Genomic DNA, 23,634 nt, shown 5'->3' on the forward strand with positions numbered 1-23,634 from the left:
TTTTGGCGGCTTGGCGGGGATGATAACGGCCTCGACCCGTCAGGCGCGGCCCGCTCCCGCTCTGGCCACACCCATCCCAGCAGGAGTGCACACATGGCAGCCGCATTGGTTCCCGTAGAACAGGGCATCGAGGCCGCAGGCGTCGGCCGCTTTCAGTATCGCCTGTTCATCATCTTCGGCCTGGTATGGATGGCCGACGCCATGCAGGTGCTGTCCATCGGTTTCAGCGCCCCCTCGATCGCCCGCACTTTCGACATCCCGGTGCCGCAGGCGCTGCAAACCGGCACGCTGTTCTTCGTGGGCATGCTGGTCGGGGCATTTGCCTTTGGACGCCTGGCCGATCGCATCGGCCGCCGCCCGGTGCTGATGATGGCCATCCTGATCGACGCCTGCGCCGGCGTGGCCTCGGCGTTCGCGCCGGACATGACCTGGCTGCTGCTGTTGCGCTTCCTGACCGGCCTGGGCGTAGGTGGCACCCTGCCGGTGGACTACACCATGATGGCCGAGTTTCTGCCGCGCGACCGGCGTGGCCGCTGGCTGGTGCTGCTGGAATCATTCTGGGCCCTGGGCACTATTTTCCTGGCCCTGCTGGCGCTGGCTGCCGCCAGCCGGGGCGACGATGCCTGGCGCATGATTTTCTTCGTGACCGGGCTGCCCGCCCTGATTGGCGTCGTGCTGCGCCTGTACATCCCCGAGTCGCCGCTGTACCTGAACCGCAGCGGCCAATCCGAGGCCGCACGCCAGGTGCTCGAACGCGTAGCCCGGATCAATGGCAGCCAGGCCGCCATCCCCCCTTTGCAACCCGAAAACGGCAGGCGGGCGTCGATCCTGGCGCTGTTCTCCAGCCGCTACCGCCGTCGCAGCATCGCGCTCTTGCTGGCCTGGGCGCTGATCTCCATCGCCTACTACGGCGTCTTCGTCTATCTGCCGGTCAAGCTCAGCAGCCAGGGCTTCGCCTATATGCGCGGCCAGGAATTCCTGGTGATCCTGGCGCTGGTGCAGCTGCCCGGTTTTGCCTTGTCGGCCTACGGCGTGGAGCGCTGGGGCAGAAAGCCGACCCTGATCGGATTTCTGCTGCTCAGCGCCGCGGGTTGCCTGCTCTACAGCCTGGGGACAGCCCCGGTGGTGGTGGTGGGCTCGACCTTGTTGATGAGCTTTGCGCTGCTGGGCACCTGGGGCGCGCTCTACGCCTTCACGCCCGAGGTCTATCCGACGGACCTGCGCGCCAGCGGCATGGGGACGGCCGGCGCGGTGGCACGTTTCGGCGGCTTGTTCGCGCCTGCCCTGATCGCCCCGCTCATGAGCAGCCACTTCACGATTTCGCTTGGCGTTCTGGCCAGCCTGCTGGCCGCCGGCGCCATCGCCATCTGGGCGGTAGATGTGGAGTCGCGTAACCGCGCCCTGGATTGACTCCAGAAACAGCTCCATTAACACCCTCAATCGTCTGGTTTTTCATCGACCAACACCGTCGACCAAGCCTGTTCCGGAACGAGCAGGCTTTATTTCTTTTAGTAATGTTTTCAGGTTTTTATATTCTTTGTTAGTCTGATGAGTGTGCCGCTAGAGTATCCGGACTCAACCCAATCCGGAGCCCGATGCCATGCACGCCCTCACCCGCAAACTCCTGGCCGTGGTTACCGCCGGCCTGCTTCCCCTGGGCCTGGCGCACGCCGACGACCTGGCCGACATCCAACGCGCCGGCGTTATCAAGATCGGCACCGAAGGCACCTATGCGCCCTTCTCCTTCCATGACGGCAATCGCGGACTGACCGGCTTTGACGTCGAAATCGGCCGGGCCATCGCCGACAAGCTCGGCGTGAAAGCCGAGTTCGTGGAAGGCAAATGGGACGGCCTCATCGCCGGGCTCGACGTCAAACGTTATGACGCCGTGATCAACCAGGTCGGCATCACCGATGCCCGCCGCCAGAAATACGATTTCTCCGACCCCTACATCGCCTCCGAAGCCGTGCTGATCGTGCGCGACAACGAGCCCGAGATCCGCAGTTTCGCCGACCTGAAGGGAAAGCGCTCGGCCAATACCCTGACCAGCAACTTCGGCAAGCTGGCCCAGAACCATGGCGCGCAGGTGGTGCCGGTGCAGGGATTCAACGAGGCCATCGACCTGCTGCTGTCCGGGCGGGTGCAGGCCACGGTCAATGACAAGCTGTCGTTCCTGGACTTCAAGCAGCACAAACCCAATGCGCCGGTGCATATCGTGGCCAGCGATCGCGGCAAGGAATTCAGCGAGTCCGGCGTGCTGCTGCGCAAAGGCAACCCCGAGCTGCTGGCCGCCGTGAACAAGGCCCTGGCCGACATCAAGGCCGACGGCACCTATCGCCGTATCAGCGAAAAGTACTTCGGCACCGATCTGAGCGCCGCTCACTGAGGCCAAGATGAACGACATGGCGACAACACCCGCCTGGTGGCAGCTGATGCTGGACGCCTTCTGGCCCTTGCTGAAGGCAGGCCTGCAGTTCACTGTCCCGCTGGCGCTGCTTTCCTTTGCCGCCGGGTTGGTGCTGGCTTTCGCCGTGGCGGTGCTGCGCCTGTTTGCGCCGCGCCCCATCGCCCTGCTGATGCGCTTCTATGTGTGGCTGATCCGGGGCACGCCCTTGCTGGTGCAGCTTTTCATCATTTTCTACGGCCTGCCCAACGTCGGCATCGTGCTGGACCCGATGCCGGCGGCGTTGATCGGCTTCACGCTCAACGTCGGCGCCTACAACTCCGAAGTGATACGCGCCGCCATCGAGGCCGTGCCGCGCGGCCAATGGGAGGCCGCCTATTCGCTCAACATGACGCGCGCCCAGGCGCTCGTGCGCAGCATCCTGCCCCAGGCGGCACGCGTGGCCGTCCCCCCCTTGTCGAATTCCTTCATTTCGCTGGTCAAGGACACCTCGCTGGCGGCGGTGCTCACCGTACCAGAGATATTCCAGGCGGCCCAGCGCATCGCAGCCGTCACCTACGAACCGCTGATCCTGTACATCGAGGCCGCCCTGATCTATCTGCTGTTCAGTTCGGTGCTTTCGGCGTTGCAGACCCGCCTGGAAAGGCATTTCGGCCAGCATGCCGTGTTTACCCAGGCACAACGATGATAGAACTGCGCGATATCGACAAAGCCTTTGATGGCCACCCCGTGCTGCGGGGCCTGAACCTGCGGGTCGAAGAGGGCAGCGTCACCGCCCTCATCGGCCCGTCCGGCAGCGGCAAGAGCACCTTGCTGCGCTGCGTGAATCTGCTGGAAGTCCCGGATCGCGGCGAGTTGCGCATCGCTGCGGCAAGCCATGTCTTCGATGGCGGCCCTGTACCGCGCCAGGCGCTGCGCGCGCTGCGCGGGCAGACCGGCATGGTGTTCCAGAACTTCCAGCTGTTTGCCCATCGCACGGCGCTGCAGAACGTGATGGAAGGCCTGGTGACGGTGCTCAAATGGCCCGTGCCCCGCGCACGCGAGCGCGCCATGGACCTGCTGGAGAAAGTCGGCATGGCCGCCAAGGCCGACGCCTGGCCGGGCACGCTGTCCGGCGGACAGCAGCAGCGCGTGGCCATTGCGCGCGCGCTCGCGCCGGCGCCGCGCGTGCTGCTTTGCGATGAGCCGACCTCGGCGCTGGACCCCTCTCTGGCGGTTGAGGTGCTGGCCGTATTGCGCGAACTGGCTGCCGAGGGCATGACGATGATCATGGCCACCCACGACCTGCGCCTGGCCGCCAGCGTCGCCCAACAGGTGGTGTTTCTGCAGGACGGCAAGATCGTCGAGTCCGGAACACCGCAGGCGCTCTTTACCGCGCCGCACGACCCGCGCACGCGCGACTTCGTGGCCACCCTCAACCAGGGCCTGCCTCGCGAATGGGGCAGCCCTTCCTGAGCCGCTACTGGCCGAGCAGCGCCTTGAGCCCGTCCTCGTCGAGAATCGTCACGCCCAGCTCCTGGGCCTTGACCAGCTTGCTGCCAGCTTCCTCGCCAGCCACCACATAGGCGGTTTTCTTGGACACAGAACCACTCACCTTGCCACCCGCGGCGAGGATATAGCGCGTGGCCTCGTCCCGGCTCCAGGTAGGCATGGTGCCGGTCAGCACGAAGGTCTTGCCGGTAAGATTGCCATCCTGGGTCTGCGCCTCGGCCTGGGGCTGCACGCCGCGCTGCTGCAATTGATGCACCACGTCGCGATTGTGCGCCTCCAGGAAGAAGCGATGGATGGACCCCGCCACCACCGGCCCGACATCGGGCACTTCAAGCAAGGCCGCCTCGTCGGCCTGCATGATGGCCTCGATATTGCCAAAATGGCGCGCCACATCGCGCGCCGTGGTTTCGCCCACATGGCGGATACCCAGGGCAAACAGCAAACGCCCCAGGGATGGCCGGCGCGCCTGTTCGATGGCGGCGACCAGATTCTCGGCCGACTTCTTGCCCATGCGCTCCAGCGCTGCCAGCTCAAAGGCATCCAGCGTGAAAACATCGGCCAGCGTTTTCAGGCGACCCTGGTCGACCAGCTGGTCGATCAGCTTCTCGCCCAGCCCTTCGATATCCAGCGCCTTGCGGCCCGCCGCATGCAGCAGGGTCTGTTTGCGCTGCGCCGGGCAGAACAGGCCGCCCGTGCAACGGGCGATGGTCTCGCCTTCCGGACGCTCGATGGCCGAACCGCAGACCGGACATTCGGTCGGCATGACAAAAAGGGGAAAGTCGGCCGCGCGGCGCTCAAGCACCGGCCCCACGACTTCGGGAATGACATCGCCGGCCCGCCTCACCACGACCACATCGCCCACCCTTACATCCTTGCGGCGGATCTCGTCCTCGTTGTGCAGCGTGGCGTTGGTGACGGTCACGCCACCGACGAAGACCGGCTTCAGACGGGCCACGGGCGTGATCGCGCCGGTGCGCCCGACCTGCACCTCGATGCCAAGCAGATCGGTGACCGCCTCTTCGGCGGGGAACTTGTGCGCCAGCGCCCAGCGCGGCGCGCGCGCCACGAAACCAAGCACGCGCTGCGCGGCCAGCGCATCGACCTTGTAGACCACCCCATCGATGTCGTAGGGCAGCCCGGAGCGCTCGGCCCCGATGCGCCGGTAGAACGCCAGCAGGCCCTCGGCGCCGATCGCTTCGTGGTTGAAACGCACATTGACCGGCAGCCCCAGCCCGGCCAGCCATTGCAGCATGCCGCCATGGGTGTCGCGCGGCAGCGATGAAGCTCGGACGGCACCGCCCGTTTCATCGAAGACCACCGGCGTGCCGGCCGGCAGACCGCGCACCTCGCCCCAGCTGTAGGCGAAGAAACGCAGGGGGCGCTGGGCCGTGACGCGCGGGTCGAGCTGACGCAGGCTGCCGGCGGCAGCGTTGCGCGGGTTGACGAACACTTTTTCGTCGCGCGCCGCCTGCTTCTGATTCAGGCGTTCGAAGTCGCTGCGATTCATCAGCACTTCGCCGCGCACTTCCAGCACCTCGGGCGCCGGACCCTTCAGGCGCAGCGGAATAGCCTTGATGGTACGGATATTGGCGGTGACGTCTTCTCCGGTCTGGCCATCGCCGCGCGTGGCGGCCTGCACCAGTTCACCGTCCTCATAGCGCAGGGTAATGGCCAGGCCGTCGAGTTTGAGCTCACAGAAATAGCGCGCCGCCTCGGCCGGCCCCAGCAGACCTGCACCGCGCAGCGTATCGCCGACGCGTTTGTCAAAAGCCAGGACGTCTTCATCGTCGAAGCCATTGCCCAACGACAGCATCGGCACGGCGTGCTGGACGCTGCCGAACTCGGCCAGGGGCGCGGCGCCCACCCGCTGGGTGGGGGAATCAGGCGTCACCAGCTCCGGATGCTCGGTCTCCAGGGCCGTCAACTCGCCCATCAGGCGGTCATATTCGGCATCCGGAATGCTGGGTTCGTCGTAGACGTAGTAACGGACGTTGTGCTGTTCGATCTCATGGCGCAGCGCGGCCACGCGCTGCGCCGCCTGCTCGCGGCCTGCCATCAAGAGAACACCCGCAACGCCCGCTCGCCGCCAGCGCTCAGGCCTGCCTGATCGAGACGCTCGAACAGGGTCTGCAGCTGCCCATCGATGACCTGCTCGGCGCCTTGCGCCAGCGGCCGGCCCTGATCGTCGACCAGTTCGGCCCGCAGACGTTGCGCAAGATGCCGACCGACATCGACCATGCGCCCGAAGGCGCGCTCATCGGGCGGGCTGCAAGGCACATCGAGCAACAACGAAAGCCGTTCGATGCCACCCATGCCGGCATCGAAGGCCGCGCCATCGCCACGCGCCAGGGTGAAGCGGACCTCGCCGCCATCGGCCAGCCAGGCCAGACGCGCCCCCTCGGCAGCAAAGCCCTGCTCGCGCGCCACGCTCAGCACTTCGGCAGCGGGTTGCGCGCTGCCCAGCAGCAGCGTCAGCCCGACCTGGGCATCCAACGCGGCACAGACGCCATCCAGACTGACCGCCTGCTCCAGCACCTGTTGCTGGTCCGGACCCTCCAGGCTGCCTTCAAAGCGGTCCGCCAGATCCTGGGCACGCGCCCAGGCCTGCGACCACTCGATGGCCGTCAGGGGACCGCTGCGATTGGCCAGCAGAATCGCCAGCTGCAAGGTGCTGTATGACTCTTCGGCGCGGATGCGGCTGCGATGGCGACCGCGATCGGTGGTGGCGAAAAAGCGCAGCGGCTTCTTGCCGACCTGACGTAAGGACTGGATATAGGGCAGCAGCTCCGCCCCGGTCTGCGGCTCGGCGAAATGGATTTCCAGCACGACCTCGACAGCCGGATCCGGCTCTTCGGGGTCATCGCTTTCCGGCGCCGGACTGGCCTGCGCTGCCTGTGCCGGGACGGCGGCATCGGGCTGCCCATCATGGCCCATGCCGGGCTCGCGGCGCGCCGCCCGCGCAGCCTCGCCGGCCCCCAGCAAAGGATCCTGCTCGCTGGCCGGGAAGTGCGCCTGCATGCGGCGGCGCACGCGCCGATCCTGCCACCAGTTGAACCCAAGTACCAGCAGTATCAGCAGTACGCCAAGGGCGATGAGCCCAATCTGCAATTCACTCATGTGTCAATCCCGCGCCGGTCAGGCGCCCTTCGAATCTGGTGGTTATGCGACGTCGGCGGCCATCTGTACCGCCGAATCTATATCTACAGCAACGATACGCGAAACCCCTTGTTCCTGCATGGTCACCCCGATCAACTGCTTGGCCATCTGCATGGCGATCTTGTTGTGGGAGATGAACAGGAACTGGGTCTGGTCGCTCATACTGCTGACCAGGTTGGCGTAGCGTTCGGTGTTGGCATCGTCCAGCGGCGCATCCACCTCGTCCAGCAGGCAGAACGGCGCCGGATTGAGCTTGAACAAGGCAAACACCAAGGCCGTGGCGGTCAGGGCTTTTTCGCCCCCCGACAGGAGGTGGATGGTGCTGTTGCGCTTGCCCGGCGGCTGGGCCATGACCTGCACGCCGGCATCCAGGATCTCGTCGCCGGTCATGCTGAGCCTGGCCTCGCCGCCGCCGAACAACTTGGGAAAGAGTTCCCCGAAGTGGCCGTTGACGGTATTGAACGTCTCCTGCAGCAGCTCGCGGGTTTCGCGGTCGATCTTGCGGATCGCGTCTTCGAGCGTCTCGATGGCGGTCAGGAGATCCTGCTGCTGCGAATCCAGGAACGTTTTGCGCTCACGCGCCGTGCCCAGCTCATCGAGCGCGGCCAGGTTGACCGAACCGAGGGCGTCGATCTGGCGGGAAATGCGACCGACCTCCGACTGCAACCAACTGGCGCGGCGCCACTCTTCGGGCATGGTCGCCAATTCGGCGGCCAGCGCCTCGCGGTCGACTTCCTGGGCATTGAGCTGCTCGGTGAACTGCTCTTCGGCCAGCCGGGCTGCCTGCTCCTGCAGCTGCAGTTCCGTGATCCGGGCTCGCAGGGGCTCAAGCATGCGCTCCTGCTGCTGGCGGTCGTCATCGGCGCCGCGCAACTGGGCGGCCAGGTTGTCCATCTCCTGGCGCGCACGCGTCAGCGCCTCTTCGCGCTCGACGCGCAGTTCCAGGGCATCCTGCAAGCCCGCCTGGGTGGCCGAGGCGTCCAGTTCCGCCAGGTCGCCTTCGAGTTGCTTGAGCTCCGTGGCGGCACGCTGGCTCTGGTCGGCGGCCAGCTGACGGTTGCGCTGCAGATCCGTGATGCGCACCTGGATGCTGCGCTCGGCAAACTCGGCCTCCTGGGCGGCGCGCTCCAGTTCACGCAAGCGGCTACGCGCCGCCTCGGCCTGGGCGGCCAGCGTTTCACCATCGATCTCGGCATCGGAGAAGCGGCCCTGATGCTCGGCCAGTTCCATGTCGAGCGTCTCGAAGCGGGCTTCGGCTTCCTCACGGGTGGCCAGCAGATCTTCTTCCTGGACCGCCAGTTCCTGCAGGTCTTCGCGCAGACGCGCGGCACGCTCTCCGGACTGCTCGGCCTGCTGCTGCAGACGGCTGTGCTCCAGTTGTACATCATGCAGGCGCCGGGTGACTTCGCTGACCCGCTGACGCGCGGGCCCAAGCGCCTGCGATACCTGCTGCCAGGCCGCCTCGGCGCGCGCCACGGCGCTGCGCGCCTGGTCGGCGATCAGTTGCTGGGCCTTGATTTCACGCTGCAGGTTTTCGATTTCCTGCTGCCGCGCCAGCATGCCGGACTGCTCGGAATCAGGGGCATAGAAGCGCACCCCGTGGGCATCGATCAGATGACCGGACTTGACCACATAGAGGCAGCCTGCCGCCAGAGATTGGCGAGCCGCCAGCGCCTGAGCGAAGTCGTCGGCCACATAGACACCCTGCAGCCATGACTCCAGCAAGGCCCGCAGGTCGGCATCATCGACGCGCAACAGGCTCGCCAGCGGCGTGTGCCCCGGCAGCACGGCAGCGGCCGCCAATGCCGCAGGCTTCTGATAGAAAGCCAGCCGCGCCGGCGGCGCGTCTTCGGCAAATGCGCGAGTCCAGTCCAGGTTGCGCACCTCCAGGGCGGCCAGGCGCTCGCGCAGCACCGCCTCGAGCGCGGCTTCCCAGCCCGGCTCGATATGGAGTTTCTGCCACAGACGGCCCAGCCCGGCCAGCTCATGCTTGGCCAGCCATGGCTCCAGCGCCCCTTGTTTCTGGACGTCTTCCTGGAGTTTGACCAGGGCGGCCAGGCGGGCCTCCAGGCGCGCCAGCGCCTGCGCCTGCTGCTGAGCGGCCTGCTGGGCCTGACTGCGTTCGGCGTCGGCCTGCGGCACCCGCCCCTCGAGTTCGGCCAGCTCGGCCTGGGCGGCTTCCAGGTTTTCCTGGGCGGCGTAACGGTCGCCCGCGAGCTGTTCCAGCTGGGCGGGGTCGGGGGAATGCAATTCGCGCAGATCCTGTTGCAGGCGCTCGCGGCGCTGCTCCAGGGTCTGCATCTGACGATCCGCGTCGCGCTGGGTCTGTGCCACCAGCGCCAGGTTCTGCTCGATGCGCGCCAGCACGCTGCGCATCTCGTCGCGCCCGCTGGCCGCCTCGCGCACCCGCGCCTCGATGGCCGGCAGGCCGGCCTGGGCCTCTTCGGCCACGGCGCGCGCCTCTTCCGTGCGTGCCGCGCCGGCGGCCAGGTCATCCTCGGCCTGCGCCAGCTGCTCGGTGCAATGCTCCTGCTGGACAGTCCATTCTTCGACCTGGGCCAGCAACTGATCGCGACGGGCCTGCAGCCGGTTGCGCGAGTCAACCACGTGGCGAATCTCGGCTTCCAGGCGGCTGACCTGGGCATTGGCCTCATAGAGCTGGCCCTGCGCCTGGTGCACCGCATCGCTGGCCGCATAGTGAGCCTGTCGCCGCGCCTCGAGCTCGGCTTCGCCGGCCCGCAGGGTGGCAATGGCGGATTCCAGGGCGTTCTGGGCCTGGGCCATTTCGCGGCCCTTGCGATCGCGCTCATCACGCGCGCCGGTTTCCTTCAGGAACCACAGCGCATACTGCTTCTTTTCGCCGTCGGCCTGCAGATCCCGGTACTGGCGCGCCACCTCGGCCTGGGCCTCGAGTTTTTCCAGCTGGCTGCCCAGCTCGCGCAGGATATCCTCGACCCGGGTGAGGTTCTCACGGGTGTCGGACAGGCGGTTTTCGGTCTCGCGGCGGCGCTCTTTGTAGCGCGACACCCCTGCAGCCTCTTCCAGAAAGACGCGCAGCTCTTCGGGGCGCGCCTCGATCAGGCGGTTGATCATGCCCTGGCCGATGATGGCGTAGCCCCGCGCGCCCAGGCCGGTTCCCAGGAAAATATCGTGGATATCGCGCCGGCGAACCTGCTGATTGTTGACGTAGTAGCTGCTGGTGCCGTCGCGCGTGAGCACACGGCGCACGGCAATCTCGGCGTAGGCGCTCCATTGACCTGCCGCGCGGCCCTCGGTGTTGTCAAACACCATTTCGACCGAGGCCCGGCCGGCCGGCTTGCGGTTGCCCGAGCCGTTGAAAATCACGTCCTGCATGGACTCGCCGCGCAACTCCGAAGCCTTGGCCTCGCCCAGCACCCAGCGCACCGCATCGATGATGTTTGATTTGCCGCAACCATTGGGGCCCACCACGCCCACCAGCTGGCTGGGCACGGGGATCACGGTCGGATCGACAAAGGACTTGAAGCCGGCGAGTTTGAGTTGGGTAAGGCGCACTATCGAGGACGGACCGCAGAGGTTGAACGAGGGCGTTGAACCGACCGGAAGACCGGCCATCACAGCCAGTCTGATACCGTCCGTATGATACCGCAGCCCACTATGGAACATGCCAGCAGCGGTAAATGCCAGCGCGCGCTTTAGAGGCGCGGACGCTATACTCGCTGACACTTTTTCACGTTGGCATTCAAATTTCCATGAATCCAGGCGGCTGCGGCCGCAAGCAGCGGGGACTTTCTTGAAACGCGGGTTTTATCTAGTGATGGCCGCACAGGCCCTCTCGTCCTTGGCGGACAATGCCTTGTTCATCGCGGCGATCGCCTTGATCATGGAACTGAGCGGGCCCGACTGGATGGCGCCCATGATGAAGTGGTCCTTCGCACTGGCCTACGTGGTGCTGGCCGCCTTCGTGGGCGCCTTCGCCGACTCCTTCCCCAAGGGCCGCGTGATGTTCGTCACCAATGCGCTCAAGGTCGCCGGCTGTCTGCTGATGTTCTCCTATGCCAGCCTGGGCATCCCCGCCAGCTACCAGACCTATCTGGTCTGCGCGGCCTATGGCCTGGTGGGCGTGGGCGCGGCCGCCTATTCGCCCGCCAAGTACGGCATCGTCACTGAAATGCTGCCGCCCAAGCTGCTGGTCAAGGGCAACAGCTGGATCGAAGGCCTGACCGTGCTGTCCATCATCGTGGGCACGGTGCTGGGCGGCGCCCTGATTTCGCCGGCCGTCTCCGACCTGCTGCTGCATCACCCTCACCTGAACAAACTGGTGCACACGCCGGCCGAGGCCGCCATTCTGGTGATTTCGGTGGTGTATGTACTGGCTGCCCTGTGCAATCTGCTGATCCCCAACACCCACGTGCGCTACCCGCCGCAACAGAAGAATCCCTTCAAACTGGTGGGGGTGTTTTCCGGCTACGTCCGCGTGCTCTGGCGCGACAAGCTGGGCCAGATCTCGCTGGCCGTCACCACGTTGTTCTGGGGCGCGGGCGCCACGCTGCAACTGATCGTCATCGAGTGGGGTCGCAGCCACCTGGGCTATCGCCTGGACCAGGCCTCCATCCTCATGGGCGTGGCCGCGCTGGGCACCGTGATCGGGTCGATCGCCGCCGGCCGCATCCCGCTGCAACGCGCCCTGAGCGTGCTGCCGGTAGGCGCTGCCATGGGCCTGGTGGTCTTGCTGATGCCCCTGGTCTACTCGCCCTGGAGCGTCTATCTGCTGCTGCTTGTCACGGGAGGCCTGGCCGGTTTCTTCGTGGTACCCATGAACGCCCTGCTCCAGCATCGCGGACACGTGCTGCTGTCGGCCGGCCACTCGATCGCCGTGCAGAACTTCAACGAGCAGCTCAACATCCTGCTGATGGTGGCGATGTACACCCTGATGCTCTGGCTGGAGATGTCGATCAACACCGTAATCGTGATCTTCGGGCTGCTGGTGACCGTCCTGATGGCGATCTTCATGCGCTGGAGCCGCCACAACCTGGCCAAGCACCCCGAACTGCGCGAGCAAATCGGGCAAGAGGGCCACGGCAAGGCCCTGGACCCGCACGAGCACTGAGCCTGCGCCACGGCAGGCCCCGGAGGCCGGAGACTGCCGTGCCGGCCGGGCCTCAGCCCTTTGCAGCCAGGCGCAGATCCTGCCAGGCACGCGCCTTTTCGCCCGGGCTGCGCAGCAGATAGGCCGGGTGATAGCTCACCACCACCGGGATCTCGCGCCCATCGTCCGCCTTGAGCTGATGCAGGCGGCCACGCAGATTGGCAATGCTGGCATCCACGCCCAGCAATGTCTGGGCTGCAAAACGCCCCAGCACCAGAATCCGCTCCGGACGCAGCAGGGTGATCTGGCGCATCAGATATGGTCCGCAAGCCGCGATTTCCTCGGGCTTGGGGTTGCGATTGCCCGGCGGACGGCACTTGATCACATTGGCGATGAAGACATCGCGCTCGCGGCTCATCCCCACCGCCGCCAGCATGGCGTCCAGCAGTCGGCCCGAGCGGCCGACGAAGGGCAGCCCGCTGCGATCCTCTTCCTGGCCAGGCGCCTCGCCCACCACCATCCAGCGCGCAGTCTGCGCCCCGTCACCGAAGACGGCATGCTTGCGTCCCTGGCACAACCCGCAGGCCGTGCATGCGAGCACCTGCTCGCGCAACTGGGCCAGGTCGGCATGGGCCACCCGCCGCGCCACTTCGGTGGCCGCGCTGGGCGTGACGGCCGGCGGCGCATCCGGAGCGGACGCCTGGCGCTCGGGCGCGGCAGGGGCCGCGACAGCCGCGGCCGGCGCCACCGTTTCCGGCGGCAAGCGATGCGCTACGGGCAGGTCGGCGCGAGCCGCTGCGGGAGCCGCCTCGGGCTGGCTGACCCGGGAGGCTGGCGCCGCAGGCGCCACGGATTCCGCGCGCTGCCAGGTTTTCTCGATGCCGATCTCGCGCAGCCACAGGCGCTGCAGGGGATTCGGACGTGGCGCGGGCATCATGATGCGCCGGCTCCGGCCGCCACCGGTTTCTGCAGCACCAGAGCGTCTTCGCGCAGCCCGCCAGGCGCGGGGTAGTAAGCCTTGCGCAGCCCCACCTGCTGGAATCCCTGCCGGCCATAGAATGCCAGCGCGCTCTGATTCGAAGGGCGCACCTCCAGCAGCAGCGCCGGCACCGATTGCGCCCGGGCGCGCGCTTCGCACCAGGCCAGCAGACGCTGCCCCAGCCCCTGGCGCTGGCGGTCCGGCCTCACGGCCACCACCAGCACATGCGACACGTCGGGCGCATGCATCAAGACACAGAAACCGGCCAAGCGATCGCCGTCGCGCAGCACGCAACAGTCATAACCCGCTTTGAGCGCATCACGGAAATGCCCCTCGGTCCATGGAAAGGCCTGCACGCTGGCCTCCAGCGCGGCCACGGCCGCGACATCGTCGGAGTTCATGGCGGCCAGCTCGAGCTCGCCGCCATGCGCCGGCAGCGCACTGGCCGCACGCGGATTGCCGCCCTCGCCCCGCTCGCGCTCGGCGGTCGTGAAAGCGACTTTGTCACGCACATAAAGCGGCGCGGCCAGCTCGGGGGCCAGCGCATGGCCTTGATCCCAGTCGCGCGCGGCCAGGCGCGCAACATCGCCGGCCTGGGGCCGTTGGGCCGGGCTCGTACGCCATGCCGGCGGCACAGGCATCTGCCCGGCGTAGACCTGCCAGGCATCGCCCGCGCAGAGGATCTCCTGATCGGTCGTCCATTCGGACGCCCGATGACGCGCCCAGCCCACCACCTCGGCCGCCGCGATGAGCAACGGCGCCTGCAGCGTCGCCCAGGCCGGCCCCTCGACCGTCTGGGTACGGCGATAGGCCGCCAGGTAGACCTCCTCCATGCGCGCATCCAGGGCGACCAGGACGATCTGCCCGGCCTGCGGCAGGGCCGCTTCGGCCACGGCCAGGTGCGACACCACGGGCAACACCGGAATCTGCAGGCCCAACGCCATGCCCTGGGCCACGCCGCATGCCACCCGCAGGCCCGTGAAGCCGCCCGGCCCCTGCCCGAAGGCCACCGCCTGCAGATCCGCCGGCGTCAGACCGGCCTGCGCCAGCAGCTGGCTGGCCATCGGAAGCAGGCGTTCGGCATGCTCCTGGGTGCCTTCGTGTTCGAGGACTTCGAGGCGTTCGTCCTGCGCACGGCGTACGAGCAGCGCCACCCCGCAACGCGAGGCAGAGGTTTCAAAGGCGAGCAGATTCAGGTTCATTTGGCAATTGTACGAAATCAGCCTCACACCAACGGGTGGACACAGGATTTCAAGCGAACCTCGCAATGTGTAATATCTTGTGAACACCCACTAGCCGGTGGTTCTTGTCACTGTTACATTTCCGGCCATGAACACTCCAAACACCACCCCCACCCGCAAGATCCTGGTCGTTGATGATGATCCTCGCCTGCGTGATCTGCTCCGCCGCTATCTGTCGGAACAAGGGTTCAATGTCTTCGTCGCCGAGGATGCCAAGGAAATGGGCAAGCTCTGGCAACGCGAGCACTTTGATCTCCTGGTGCTCGACCTGATGCTGCCGGGCGAGGATGGTCTGTCGATCTGTCGCCGCCTGCGCGGCGGCCACGACAACACCCCCATCATCATGCTGACCGCCAAGGCCGAGGAAATCGACCGCATCGTCGGCCTTGAGATGGGCGCCGATGATTATCTTTCCAAGCCCTTCAACCCGCGCGAACTGCTGGCCCGCATCAACGCGATCCTGCGTCGCCGCGGCACCGAAGAGCACCCGGGCGCACCCAGCCAGGAAAACGAGTCGATCGCCTTCGGCCCCTATGTGCTGAATCTCTCGACCCGCACCCTGACGCGCAACGGCGAACAGGTCCCCATCACGACCGGCGAGTTCTCGGTGCTGAAGGTCTTCGCCCGTCATCCCAAGATCCCGCTGTCGCGCGACAAACTCATGGAACTGGCGCGCGGCCGCGAATACGAAGCCTTCGACCGCAGCCTGGACGTCCAGATCTCGCGCCTGCGCAAGCTGATCGAACCCAACCCCTCCAAGCCGGTCTTCATCCAGACCGTCTGGGGTCTGGGATATGTCTTCGTGCCGGATGGCGGCAACTGATCTGACTGCCCCATCCGGGCAGGAGCTGAGGCGTGTGCCCCGTTTGCGAAAGAACCTGAAGAATGTCATTCCAGGACTGCGGCTAGGTCTGTTCGGCCGCACCTTCCTGTTGCTCGCAGCGCTCATGCTGGTAAGCCTTGCCGCCTGGCTGCAAGTGTTTTTCAGCATGGAGCTCGGCCCGCGCGCCAACCAGATGGCGCAGCGGGTGATCACGGCCGTCAATATCACCCGCACGGCCCTGATCTACTCGCAGGCTGACGAGCGCAGCAAGCTGCTGCTGGACCTGGCCACCAATGAAGGCATTCAGGTCTACCCGCGCGAAGTCACCGATTTCACCGAGGCGCTGCCCGATGACGACTACTGGCAACGCGTGGCCCAGCACATCCGCACCCGGTTCGGACCACAGACCCAGATAGCCTGGGGCGTGAACCAGGTCCCCGGCTTCTGGGTCAGCTTCAAGATCGACAACGATCTTTACTGGCTGGTCTTCGAGCGCGAGCAGATCGGCCTGACCGGCGGCATCGAATGGCTGGGCTGGGGCGCCACGGCGCTGTTGCTCTCGCTGGTCGGCGCAGCGGTCAGCGTGGGCTTCGTCAACCGGCCGCTGTCTCGCCTGGCGCGCGCGGCCCAGGTGCTCTCGCGCGGCGAAACTCCCGCCCCCCTGCCCGAGCAGGGGCCGCTGGAAATCCGCGATCTGAACGCCTCCTTCAACCGCATGGCCAAGGACTTGCGCCAGGCCGAGGCGGATCGGGAGCTGATGCTGGCCGGCATCTCGCATGACCTGCGCACGCCGCTGGCGCGGATGCGTCTGGAAATCGAGATGAGCGGCGTGTCCGAAGATGCGCGCCAGGCGATCGACGAAGATCTCGCCCAGATCGACCACAGTATCGGACAGCTGATGGAATATGCCCGCCCGGCCGGCACCCTGCCGCAGCTGGCGACCGACATTTCCTCAGTCCTCACCGAGCTTTACGAGCGCGAACGCAGCCATACCGCCTCCGTGGGCGGCGAGCTGGAGGCCGTCATCGAGCCGGGTTTGCGGGCACGCATCACTGCGCTCGATCTCAAGCGCATCGTCGGCAACCTGATCGAAAACGCACGCCGCTACGGGCGCTCCAGTGACGGCCTGGCTCATCTCGTCATGAATGTGCAATCGGAGGGTGGCACCCTGGCCATCGAGGTATCCGACCGCGGCCCCGGTATCGCCGCCGACGAGGTCGAACGTCTGCTGCGACCCTTCTCGCGCGGCGAAGCCGCGCGCACCGGCGTGAGCGGCGCCGGGCTGGGTCTGGCCATCGTCGAACGCCTGCTCAAGCACGTCGGAGGCTCCCTGAAACTGCTGCCGCGCGAAGGGGGCGGACTGACGGCCCGGATAGAGTTACCCAAAGCCAAGTTTAGGAATTATCAATTAGACACGGCAAACCAATAGCGTAGAATATGGGGTTTAGGGCAAGCCCTAACTCCACCAACACCTTACTGGGAGTACCGCATGAAAACTGTTGGCGACAAACTCGAGCCTTTCAAGGTCACCGGCGTCAAGCCCGGCTTCAACCAGCATGAAGAAAACGGCGTTTCGGCTTTCGAAGAAATCACCGAAAGCTCGTTCCCCGGCAAGTGGAAGGTCATCTATTTCTACCCGAAGGACTTCACCTTCGTGTGCCCGACCGAAATCGTCGGCTTCAACAAGCTGGCCAAGGATTTCGAAGACCGCGACGCCGTTCTGCTGGGCGGTTCGAGCGACAACGAATTCGTCAAGCTGGCCTGGCGCCGTGAGCACCCGGACCTGAACAAGCTGGGTCACTATCAGTTCGGCGACACCACCGGCGCCCTGATCGACCAGCTGGGCATCCGCGAAAAGGGTGCTGGCGTTGCTCTGCGCGCGACCTTCATCGTCGACCCGGACAACACCATCCAGCACGTTTCGGTCAACAACCTGAACGTCGGCCGCAACCCCGAAGAAGTCCTGCGTCTGCTGGACGGTCTGCAAACGGACGAACTGTGCCCGTGCAACCGTACCGTGGGCGGCGACACGCTGTAATACCCGCAGCCCGGCCCTGCCGGGCTTTTTTCCCTCCAGACTATAGGTAAAAACTATGGAATTCCTTTCTACCATCAAGGATCAACTACCGGATTGGGCCAAGGACATTCGCCTGAATCTGGATAGCGTGATCGCACGTTCGACGCTACCCGCCGAAGACGCCGTGGGCGCCGGCCTGGCCGCCGCCTACGCGGCTGGCAGCCAGTTTCTGGTCGAGGCCTTCAAGAGCGGCCTGTCCGAAGGCGATGCGAACGCAGCGCTGACGGCCGCCGCGCTCATGGGCATGAACAACACCTGGTATCCCTATCCGGAGATGACCGGTGACGCCCAGCTCAAGAGCCTGCCGCCGCAGCTGCGCATGAATGCCTACGCCACCCACGGCGGCGTGGACAAAAAGCGCTTCGAACTGTTCTCGCTGACGGCATCGATCATCGGCAAGTGCCATTTCTGCGTGCAGTCGCACTACGAAAACCTGAAGAAGGAAGGCATGAGCGTCGAGCAACTGCGCGACGCCGGCCGGATCGCTGCCGTGGTGAACGCGGCCGCCCAGGCGCTGACCGCACAGGGCAAGTAAGCCCCGCCTCGCCCATCCCGGCCCGGGTCGTCGACCCGTACCGGGATGCGGCATCTGCCGGCGCCGGCCCTGCCTGGCCGCCGAAAGCCTGCGCCCGGGCCTATCTGACGAAGTACTTGCCGGGCGTAAAGCCAAACGTACCCTTGAAAGCGTGGATGTAGGCGCTGACGCTCTCGAAGCCCACGCTCCAGGCGACCTGCTGCACATCCTGGCCTTGCGACAGGCCATCCAGCGATTTGAGCAACCTGGCCACCTGCCGGTACTTGGCAAGACTCATCCCCACCGATGCGGCCCTATGGCGGGTCAGGCTACGGGCGCTCAGCCCCGCCCAGCGCGCCAATTGCGATGCGCTGCGGGGGTCGGCCGGCTGCTCGATGAGCACCCGCGCTATGGCCCGCAGGCGACGGTCTTCGGGCATGGGCAAAGACAGGCCCTGCACCGGAGCCTGGCGAACCTCATCCAGAAACACCTGACTCATGCGCAGATACTCGGGCGTGCGCCAGGCCTCGGGCTGCCACTGCGCCAGGCGTTCTGCCAGGGGCGCCAGCAATGGCGATCCGGCCAGCAGGGCCGGTTGCGAGGGCAAGCCTTGAACCGCCTCGGCCTTGATGAACACCGTCCAACCTTCGATGGGCCCCCGCCCGGCCACGGCATGCTCGGCCAATGGCGGAATCCAACCCACGAACCGCGGTGGACTCACAAACAGCCCGGCCTCGCACTGCACCACCATCAAGCCCTGCTTGAGGCAATACAACTGCCCCGACCGATGCTGCTGAGGATCGCCATGGTCTTCGTCGTCGCCCGACACCGACAGGGCCAGCACCTGCGGCGCCTGCGGCGAGTCGATCAAGGCGTGGTAATCCACGGCGGGAGGCAAGGGGGTGGCGTGGCCGGACGACATGGGGAACAAGGGCTCCGTACAGGATTTTTCGAGGACATCGAGTCCGGAGGCCGGGCTGCCGGCACGCCGGCATCGTTGCGAGCGCCCCCCTCGCAGGGCGCGGCCTTCCCGAGCGACGGCGCATTTGCGCGTCGCGCCGGCCAGCGCGCCCACTCATGGCAGGCCAGCCCTCTTCCGTCCGCCCCGATTCTGCCGCGCCCCCGAATGGCCAGGTTAACGAATCAAGCCAACATATAACGATGAACAGCCATTTCAGGGAGGGGCCCCGCCAGCAGGGGGATTTTCAACGCCTCGCGATCAACGCCACCACCGTAGCGGCAATCCCTTCCTTGCGCCCCAGATAGCCCAGGCCCTCGTTGGTCTTGGCCTTGATATTGACCGCGCCGGCTTCCAGCCCGAGGTCTGCGGCGATATTGGCGACCATGGCGGCTGCGTGCGGCCCGATCTTGGGGGCCTGGGCATGCACGGTGGCATCGACATTGATCACCTGCCAGCCCGTCTGGCTCACGCGCGCCATGGCTTCGCGCAACAGCACGCGGCTGTCCGCCCCCTTGAACTGCGGATCCGTATCCGGGAAGTGCCGACCGATATCGCCCAGGCCGGCGGCGCCCAGGATGGCGTCTGTGACGGCGTGCAGCAGCACATCGGCATCTGAATGGCCCAACAGGCCATGGCTGTGCTCGATGCGCACCCCGCCGATGATCAAAGGCCGACCGGGCACCAGGGCGTGGACGTCGAAGCCCTGGCCCACGCGAAAGGGAACTGTCATAACCATTTTTCCATAAGAGCGAAATCGTCAGGCCAGGTGACCTTGAAGTTGCGTACCGACCCGGGCACAAGCTGCGGCGCCAACCCCCAGGCCTCGATGGCCGAGGCCTCGTCCGTGACAGCCAGCCCCTGTGCACGGGCATGCGCCAGGGCATCGCGCAGCAGTCCGGCGCGGAACATCTGTGGCGTTTGCGCCAGCCACAGCCCATCGCGGTCCACGGTAGCACGTACGCGCGGGCCACCCGCCTTCACGGTGTCGGCCACCGGCAAGGCCAGCAGGCCGCCCACGGTATCGGCCAGGCAGGCGTCGATCAGGCGCGCCAGCGCCTCGGCCGGCAGACCCGGGCGGGCGGCGTCATGCACCAGCACCCAGGTCGCATCCGACAGCGCGGCGTCGGCCAGGGCCGCGGCCACCGTGTCGGCCCGTGTCGCTCCGCCACAAGGCCGCCAGACGGTCCGCGGCAAGCCGGCCAGGGCCTCGTCGACCCAGCCGTCGCCAGGGCTCACCGCCACCCGCACCTGTGCGATGCGCGCGTCGGCCAGCAGCGCGCGGACCGCGCGGCGCAGCATGGACTGGCCACCCAGCGGACGATACTGCTTGGGCAATGCCGCCTGGCCCGGCAGACTGGCGCGGCTGCCAACCCCGGCAGCAGGCACAATAGCAATCAAAGATTCAGACATGATCCAGTGATTTTATAATTTCTCCGTCATGCCTGACTCACCGACCTCTTTCGCAGTGGAAACGCAACTGCCTTCCTCCTCCGCCCTCCTCGCCGCGCTCAAGCCGGGCACGCGCTATGTTCAACCCTGTCCGCCGGGATCCGGCGACGGCTGGCTGCTGGCCGACCTGGCGCGCCAGGCGGCCCGACCGCTGGTTGTGCTGACGGCCGATCCCTTGCAGGCCCAGCGCCTGGCCGACGAGATCCCGCTGTTCGCGCCCGGCCTGCGGGTGCGCCAGCTGCCTGACTGGGAGACGCTGCCCTACGACGCGTTCTCACCCCATCAGGACCTGATCTCACAGCGCCTGTACACGCTGCATGCGCTGATGACCCAATCGGTCGACATCCTCACGCTGCCCGTCACCACGGCGCTGTACCGGCTGGCGCCGCCCGCTTTCCTGGCGGCCTACACCTTTGCCTTCAAGCGCGGCGACCGTCTGGACGAAGCCGCCTTGCGCGCCCAGTTGACCCTGGCCAACTACAACCACGTCACCCAGGTGACCGCGCCGGGCGAATTCTGCCTGCGCGGCGGGCTGATCGACCTGTTTCCGATGGGCTCGGCGGTCCCCTACCGGCTCGACCTGTTCGATGACGAGATCGAATCCATCCGCGCCTTCGACGTCGACACCCAGCGCAGCCTGTATCCGGTCAACGAGGTGCAATTGCTGCCCGGCCGGGAATTCCCGATGGATGAGGCGGCGCGCAACCATTTTCGCGCACGCTTTCGCGAAGTCTTCGAGGGCGACCCCTCGCGCGCGCTCCCTTACAAGGACATCGGCAACGGCATCGCCTTTGCCGGGGTGGAATACTACCTGCCGCTGTTCTTTGACCAGACCGCCACGCTTTTCGACTACCTCAGCGCCGGCACCCTGACGGTCACGCTGGGCAATATCGAAGAGGCCATCCAGCGCTTTTCGCTGGACACGGCAAGCCGCTACCACTTTCTCAAAAGCGACCGGGAACGGCCGGTGCTGCCGCCGCAGGCCCTTTTCCTGGATCGCGACGCGCTTTACGCCGGCTTCAAGGACTTCGCCCGCCTGGCCCTGAGCGGCGAAGGACCGCACCCCGATTTTTGCGCAGCGCCCGATGTCGCGGTGATGCGGCGCGCCGAAGATCCGGTGGCGCGCCTGCGCGCGCTCGTCAGCAAACCCGATGCCGAGGTGCTGCTGTGCGCCGACTCGGCCGGGCGGCGCGAGACGCTCAGCCAGATGCTGGCCGAGCAGGGCTTGGCGCCTGACTGCCAGACCGACACCATTGGCGACTTCCTGCAGACGCCGGCGCGCTTCGGGCTGGCGGTGGCGCCGCTGGCCGCGGGCTTCGGCCTGCAGGGGGGGCCCGTCTTTCTCACCGAAAATGATCTGTACCCGGGCAATGCCGGCGTGCGCCGCCGCGGCAAACGCAGCCAGGAAGGCGCCAGCAACGTCGAGGCCATGGTGCGTGACCTGGCCGAGCTGCGCGAAGGCGACCCGGTCGTACATGCCCAGCACGGCATCGGCCGCTATCACGGCCTGGTCAACATGGACATGGGCGAAGGCGAGATGGAGTTTCTGCACCTGCAGTACGCCAGCGGCGCCACGCTGTATGTTCCGGTTTCGCAGTTGCACGTCATCGCGCGCTACAGCGGCGCCGACCCGGAAGCCGCACCGCTGCACCAGCTGGGATCCGGCCAGTGGGACAAGGCGCGCCGCAAGGCGGCCAAGCAGGTACGCGATACCGCGGCCGAATTGCTGGCTTTGTACGCCCAGCGCGCAGCCCGTCAGGGCTACAGCTTCGAGCTGCCGCTGTCGGATTATGAGTCCTTCGCCGAAGGCTTCGGTTTCGAGGAAACGCCCGACCAATCGGCCGCGATCCAGGCCGTGATCATGGACATGACCTCCGGCAAGCCCATGGACCGCCTGGTTTGCGGCGATGTCGGCTTCGGCAAGACCGAAGTGGCCTTGCGGGCGGCCTTCCTGGCCGTTGCCAATGGCAAGCAGGTCGCCCTGCTCTGCCCCACCACGCTGCTTGCCGAACAACACGCCCAGACCTTCTCCGACCGCTTCGCCGACTGGCCCGTGCGGGTGGTGGAGCTGTCACGCTTTCGCTCGGCCAAGGAAATCGCGGCCGCCGTCGAGGGCATCAATGACGGACGCGTGGATATCGTCATCGGCACGCACAAGATCCTGTCCAAGGACGTGCAGTTCAAGCGCCTGGGGCTGGTGATCATCGACGAAGAACACCGTTTCGGCGTGCGCCAGAAGGAAACCCTCAAGTCGCTGCGCGCCGAGGTGGACGTGCTGACGCTCACGGCCACGCCGATTCCCCGCACCCTGGGCATGTCGCTGGAAGGCATCCGCGATTTCTCCGTGATCGCCACCGCGCCCCAGAAGCGCCTGGCCATCAAGACCTTCGTACGCCGCGAAGACGGCAGCACCATCCGCGAGGCCTTGCTGCGCGAACTCAAGCGCGGCGGCCAGGCCTACTTCCTGCACAACGAAGTCGAGACCATCCACAACCGCCGCGCCCGCCTGGAGGAGCTGGTGCCCGAGGCGCGGATCTGCGTGGCCCACGGCCAGATGCCCGAACGCGAGCTGGAACAGGTCATGAAGGACTTTTACCAGCAGCGCTACAACGTGCTGCTGTGTACCACCATTATCGAGACCGGCATCGACGTGCCCACCGCCAACACCATCGTGATCCACCGGGCCGATCGCTTCGGCCTGGCTCAGCTGCACCAGTTGCGCGGACGTGTGGGCCGCTCGCATCACCAGGCCTATGCCTATCTGCTGACGCCGGGCGAAGACGCCATCACCAGCAATGCCAAGAAGCGCCTGGAAGCCATCCAGGCCATGGAAGAGCTGGGCGCCGGTTTCTATCTGGCCATGCATGACCTCGAGATCCGAGGTACCGGCGAGATCCTCGGCGACTCGCAATCGGGCAACATCCAGGAGGTCGGCTTCTCGATGTACAACGAGATGCTCAACGAAGCCGTGCGCGCGCTCAAGGTGGGCGAGGAGCCGGATCTGGACGCGCCGTTCAACCTCGCCTGCGAGGTCAATCTGCATGCGCCCGCCCTGCTGCCGGCCGACTACTGCCCTGACGTCCATGCGCGCCTGGCCATCTACAAACGCCTGTCGCACGCCGATGGCGAGGATGACCTGATTCGCATCCAGGAAGAGCTCATCGATCGTTTCGGCAAGCTGCCCGAGCCGGCCCAGACCCTGCTCATGACGCATCGCCTGCGCCTGATCGCCGAGCCGCTGGGCATCGTCAAGATCGACGTCAGCGAGCACCAGGCATTGCTGCAGTTCGGCCCCAAGGCCAACGTGGATCCGCTGCGCATCATCGAACTGGTGCAACGCCAGCGCCACATCAAGCTCTCGGGCCAGGATCGTCTGCGCATCGAGATCACCGCGCCGCAATTGAGCGGCCGGGCCGATGCGGTGCGCGCCGTGCTGCGCTCGCTAAAATAGGCGCCATCCTCTTTCGCATC

At 66.2% G+C, this 23,634-nt stretch carries 18 protein-coding genes; 10 read left to right on the top strand and 8 right to left on the bottom strand.

Annotation, left to right across the window (positions count from 1 at the left end; genetic code table 11):
• Window positions 1-93 precede the first annotated feature (93 nt).
• The 4 genes from A7V84_RS06640 (at window position 94) to A7V84_RS06655 (ending at window position 3,859) form a co-directional block, all read left to right on the top strand.
• Window positions 94-1,410: an MFS transporter gene (locus A7V84_RS06640; protein WP_033534199.1), complete on the top strand. Its 1,317-nt coding sequence runs from the start codon at window positions 94-96 to the stop codon at window positions 1,408-1,410.
• A gap of 190 nt (window positions 1,411-1,600) precedes the next feature.
• A complete protein-coding gene (locus A7V84_RS06645) occupies window positions 1,601-2,386 on the top strand; it encodes an amino acid ABC transporter substrate-binding protein (RefSeq protein WP_025517988.1) in 786 nt (261 codons plus the stop codon).
• 16 nt (window positions 2,387-2,402) lie between these two features.
• The gene (locus A7V84_RS06650) at window positions 2,403-3,092 is read left to right on the top strand and encodes an amino acid ABC transporter permease (RefSeq protein ID WP_033534278.1); all 690 of its coding nucleotides are present in this window, start codon (window positions 2,403-2,405) and stop codon (window positions 3,090-3,092) included.
• Window positions 3,089-3,859, top strand: a complete 771-nt coding sequence (locus A7V84_RS06655) for an amino acid ABC transporter ATP-binding protein (protein ID WP_025517991.1) — start codon at window positions 3,089-3,091, stop codon at window positions 3,857-3,859. The genes A7V84_RS06650 and A7V84_RS06655 overlap by 4 nt, the downstream gene beginning before the upstream one ends.
• 4 nt (window positions 3,860-3,863) lie before the next feature.
• On the opposite strand, the gene ligA is transcribed toward A7V84_RS06655, so the two are convergent.
• Genes ligA through smc form a run of 3 tightly spaced genes read right to left on the bottom strand, consistent with a single transcriptional unit; the run spans window position 3,864 to window position 10,585 of the window.
• On the bottom strand, window positions 3,864-5,951 hold the full coding sequence (gene ligA / locus A7V84_RS06660) for an NAD-dependent DNA ligase LigA (protein ID WP_115638898.1): 2,088 nt from the start codon (window positions 5,949-5,951) through the stop codon (window positions 3,864-3,866).
• Window positions 5,951-7,012 carry a cell division protein ZipA C-terminal FtsZ-binding domain-containing protein gene (locus A7V84_RS06665; RefSeq protein ID WP_025517995.1) on the bottom strand — a complete coding sequence of 354 codons (1,062 nt, stop codon included), beginning with the start codon at window positions 7,010-7,012 and terminating at the stop codon, window positions 5,951-5,953. The genes ligA and A7V84_RS06665 overlap by 1 nt, the downstream gene beginning before the upstream one ends.
• Before the next feature lie 42 nt (window positions 7,013-7,054).
• On the bottom strand, window positions 7,055-10,585 hold the full coding sequence (gene smc, locus A7V84_RS06670; RefSeq protein ID WP_025517996.1) for a chromosome segregation protein SMC: 3,531 nt from the start codon (window positions 10,583-10,585) through the stop codon (window positions 7,055-7,057).
• 238 nt (window positions 10,586-10,823) lie between these two features.
• Between smc and lplT the strand changes: the two genes are divergently transcribed.
• Window positions 10,824-12,140 (top strand): lysophospholipid transporter LplT, encoded by a 1,317-nt coding sequence (gene lplT / locus A7V84_RS06675; protein ID WP_025517998.1) that lies wholly within the window; start codon window positions 10,824-10,826, stop codon window positions 12,138-12,140.
• 52 nt (window positions 12,141-12,192) lie between these two features.
• Here lplT and A7V84_RS06680 read toward each other — a convergent pair whose 3' ends face one another.
• Together A7V84_RS06680 and A7V84_RS06685 are read right to left on the bottom strand one after the other, a co-directional pair.
• Window positions 12,193-13,053, bottom strand: a complete 861-nt coding sequence (locus A7V84_RS06680) for a uracil-DNA glycosylase (RefSeq protein ID WP_063492587.1) — start codon at window positions 13,051-13,053, stop codon at window positions 12,193-12,195.
• Complete coding sequence (locus A7V84_RS06685) at window positions 13,053-14,300, bottom strand: bifunctional tRNA (adenosine(37)-N6)-threonylcarbamoyltransferase complex dimerization subunit type 1 TsaB/ribosomal protein alanine acetyltransferase RimI (protein WP_033534196.1); 1,248 nt, start codon at window positions 14,298-14,300, stop codon at window positions 13,053-13,055. Before A7V84_RS06685 ends, A7V84_RS06680 begins: the two co-directional genes overlap by 1 nt.
• A gap of 127 nt (window positions 14,301-14,427) precedes the next feature.
• On the opposite strand from A7V84_RS06685, the gene risA reads away from it, so the two are divergent.
• Genes risA through A7V84_RS06705 form a run of 4 tightly spaced genes read left to right on the top strand, consistent with a single transcriptional unit; the run spans window position 14,428 to window position 17,774 of the window.
• The gene (risA, locus tag A7V84_RS06690; RefSeq protein WP_025518003.1) at window positions 14,428-15,162 is read left to right on the top strand and encodes a response regulator transcription factor RisA; all 735 of its coding nucleotides are present in this window, start codon (window positions 14,428-14,430) and stop codon (window positions 15,160-15,162) included.
• 34 nt (window positions 15,163-15,196) lie between these two features.
• Entirely contained in the window at window positions 15,197-16,591 is a 1,395-nt protein-coding gene (risS, locus tag A7V84_RS06695; protein WP_025518005.1) for a sensor histidine kinase RisS, read from the top strand.
• A 60-nt stretch (window positions 16,592-16,651) separates the two neighbouring features.
• On the top strand, window positions 16,652-17,200 hold the full coding sequence (locus A7V84_RS06700; RefSeq protein WP_025518006.1) for a peroxiredoxin: 549 nt from the start codon (window positions 16,652-16,654) through the stop codon (window positions 17,198-17,200).
• Between the two features lie 55 nt (window positions 17,201-17,255).
• The gene (locus A7V84_RS06705) at window positions 17,256-17,774 is read left to right on the top strand and encodes a carboxymuconolactone decarboxylase family protein (protein WP_025518007.1); all 519 of its coding nucleotides are present in this window, start codon (window positions 17,256-17,258) and stop codon (window positions 17,772-17,774) included.
• A 100-nt stretch (window positions 17,775-17,874) separates the two neighbouring features.
• Here A7V84_RS06705 and A7V84_RS06710 read toward each other — a convergent pair whose 3' ends face one another.
• The 3 genes from A7V84_RS06710 to ispD form a co-directional block, all read right to left on the bottom strand.
• Window positions 17,875-18,675 carry an AraC family transcriptional regulator gene (locus A7V84_RS06710; RefSeq protein WP_063492035.1) on the bottom strand — a complete coding sequence of 267 codons (801 nt, stop codon included), beginning with the start codon at window positions 18,673-18,675 and terminating at the stop codon, window positions 17,875-17,877.
• Window positions 18,676-18,958: 283 nt separating this feature from the next.
• Entirely contained in the window at window positions 18,959-19,444 is a 486-nt protein-coding gene (ispF, locus tag A7V84_RS06715) for a 2-C-methyl-D-erythritol 2,4-cyclodiphosphate synthase (RefSeq protein ID WP_063492034.1), read from the bottom strand.
• Window positions 19,441-20,124 (bottom strand): 2-C-methyl-D-erythritol 4-phosphate cytidylyltransferase, encoded by a 684-nt coding sequence (gene ispD, locus A7V84_RS06720; protein WP_033534194.1) that lies wholly within the window; start codon window positions 20,122-20,124, stop codon window positions 19,441-19,443. Before ispD ends, ispF begins: the two co-directional genes overlap by 4 nt.
• A 28-nt stretch (window positions 20,125-20,152) precedes the next feature.
• On the opposite strand from ispD, the gene mfd reads away from it, so the two are divergent.
• A complete protein-coding gene (mfd, locus tag A7V84_RS06725; protein ID WP_063492033.1) occupies window positions 20,153-23,614 on the top strand; it encodes a transcription-repair coupling factor in 3,462 nt (1,153 codons plus the stop codon).
• Window positions 23,615-23,634 lie beyond the last annotated feature (20 nt).

The organism is Bordetella trematum (assembly GCF_900078335.1).
Taxonomy (GTDB): Bacteria; Pseudomonadota; Gammaproteobacteria; order Burkholderiales; family Burkholderiaceae_B; genus Bordetella; species Bordetella trematum.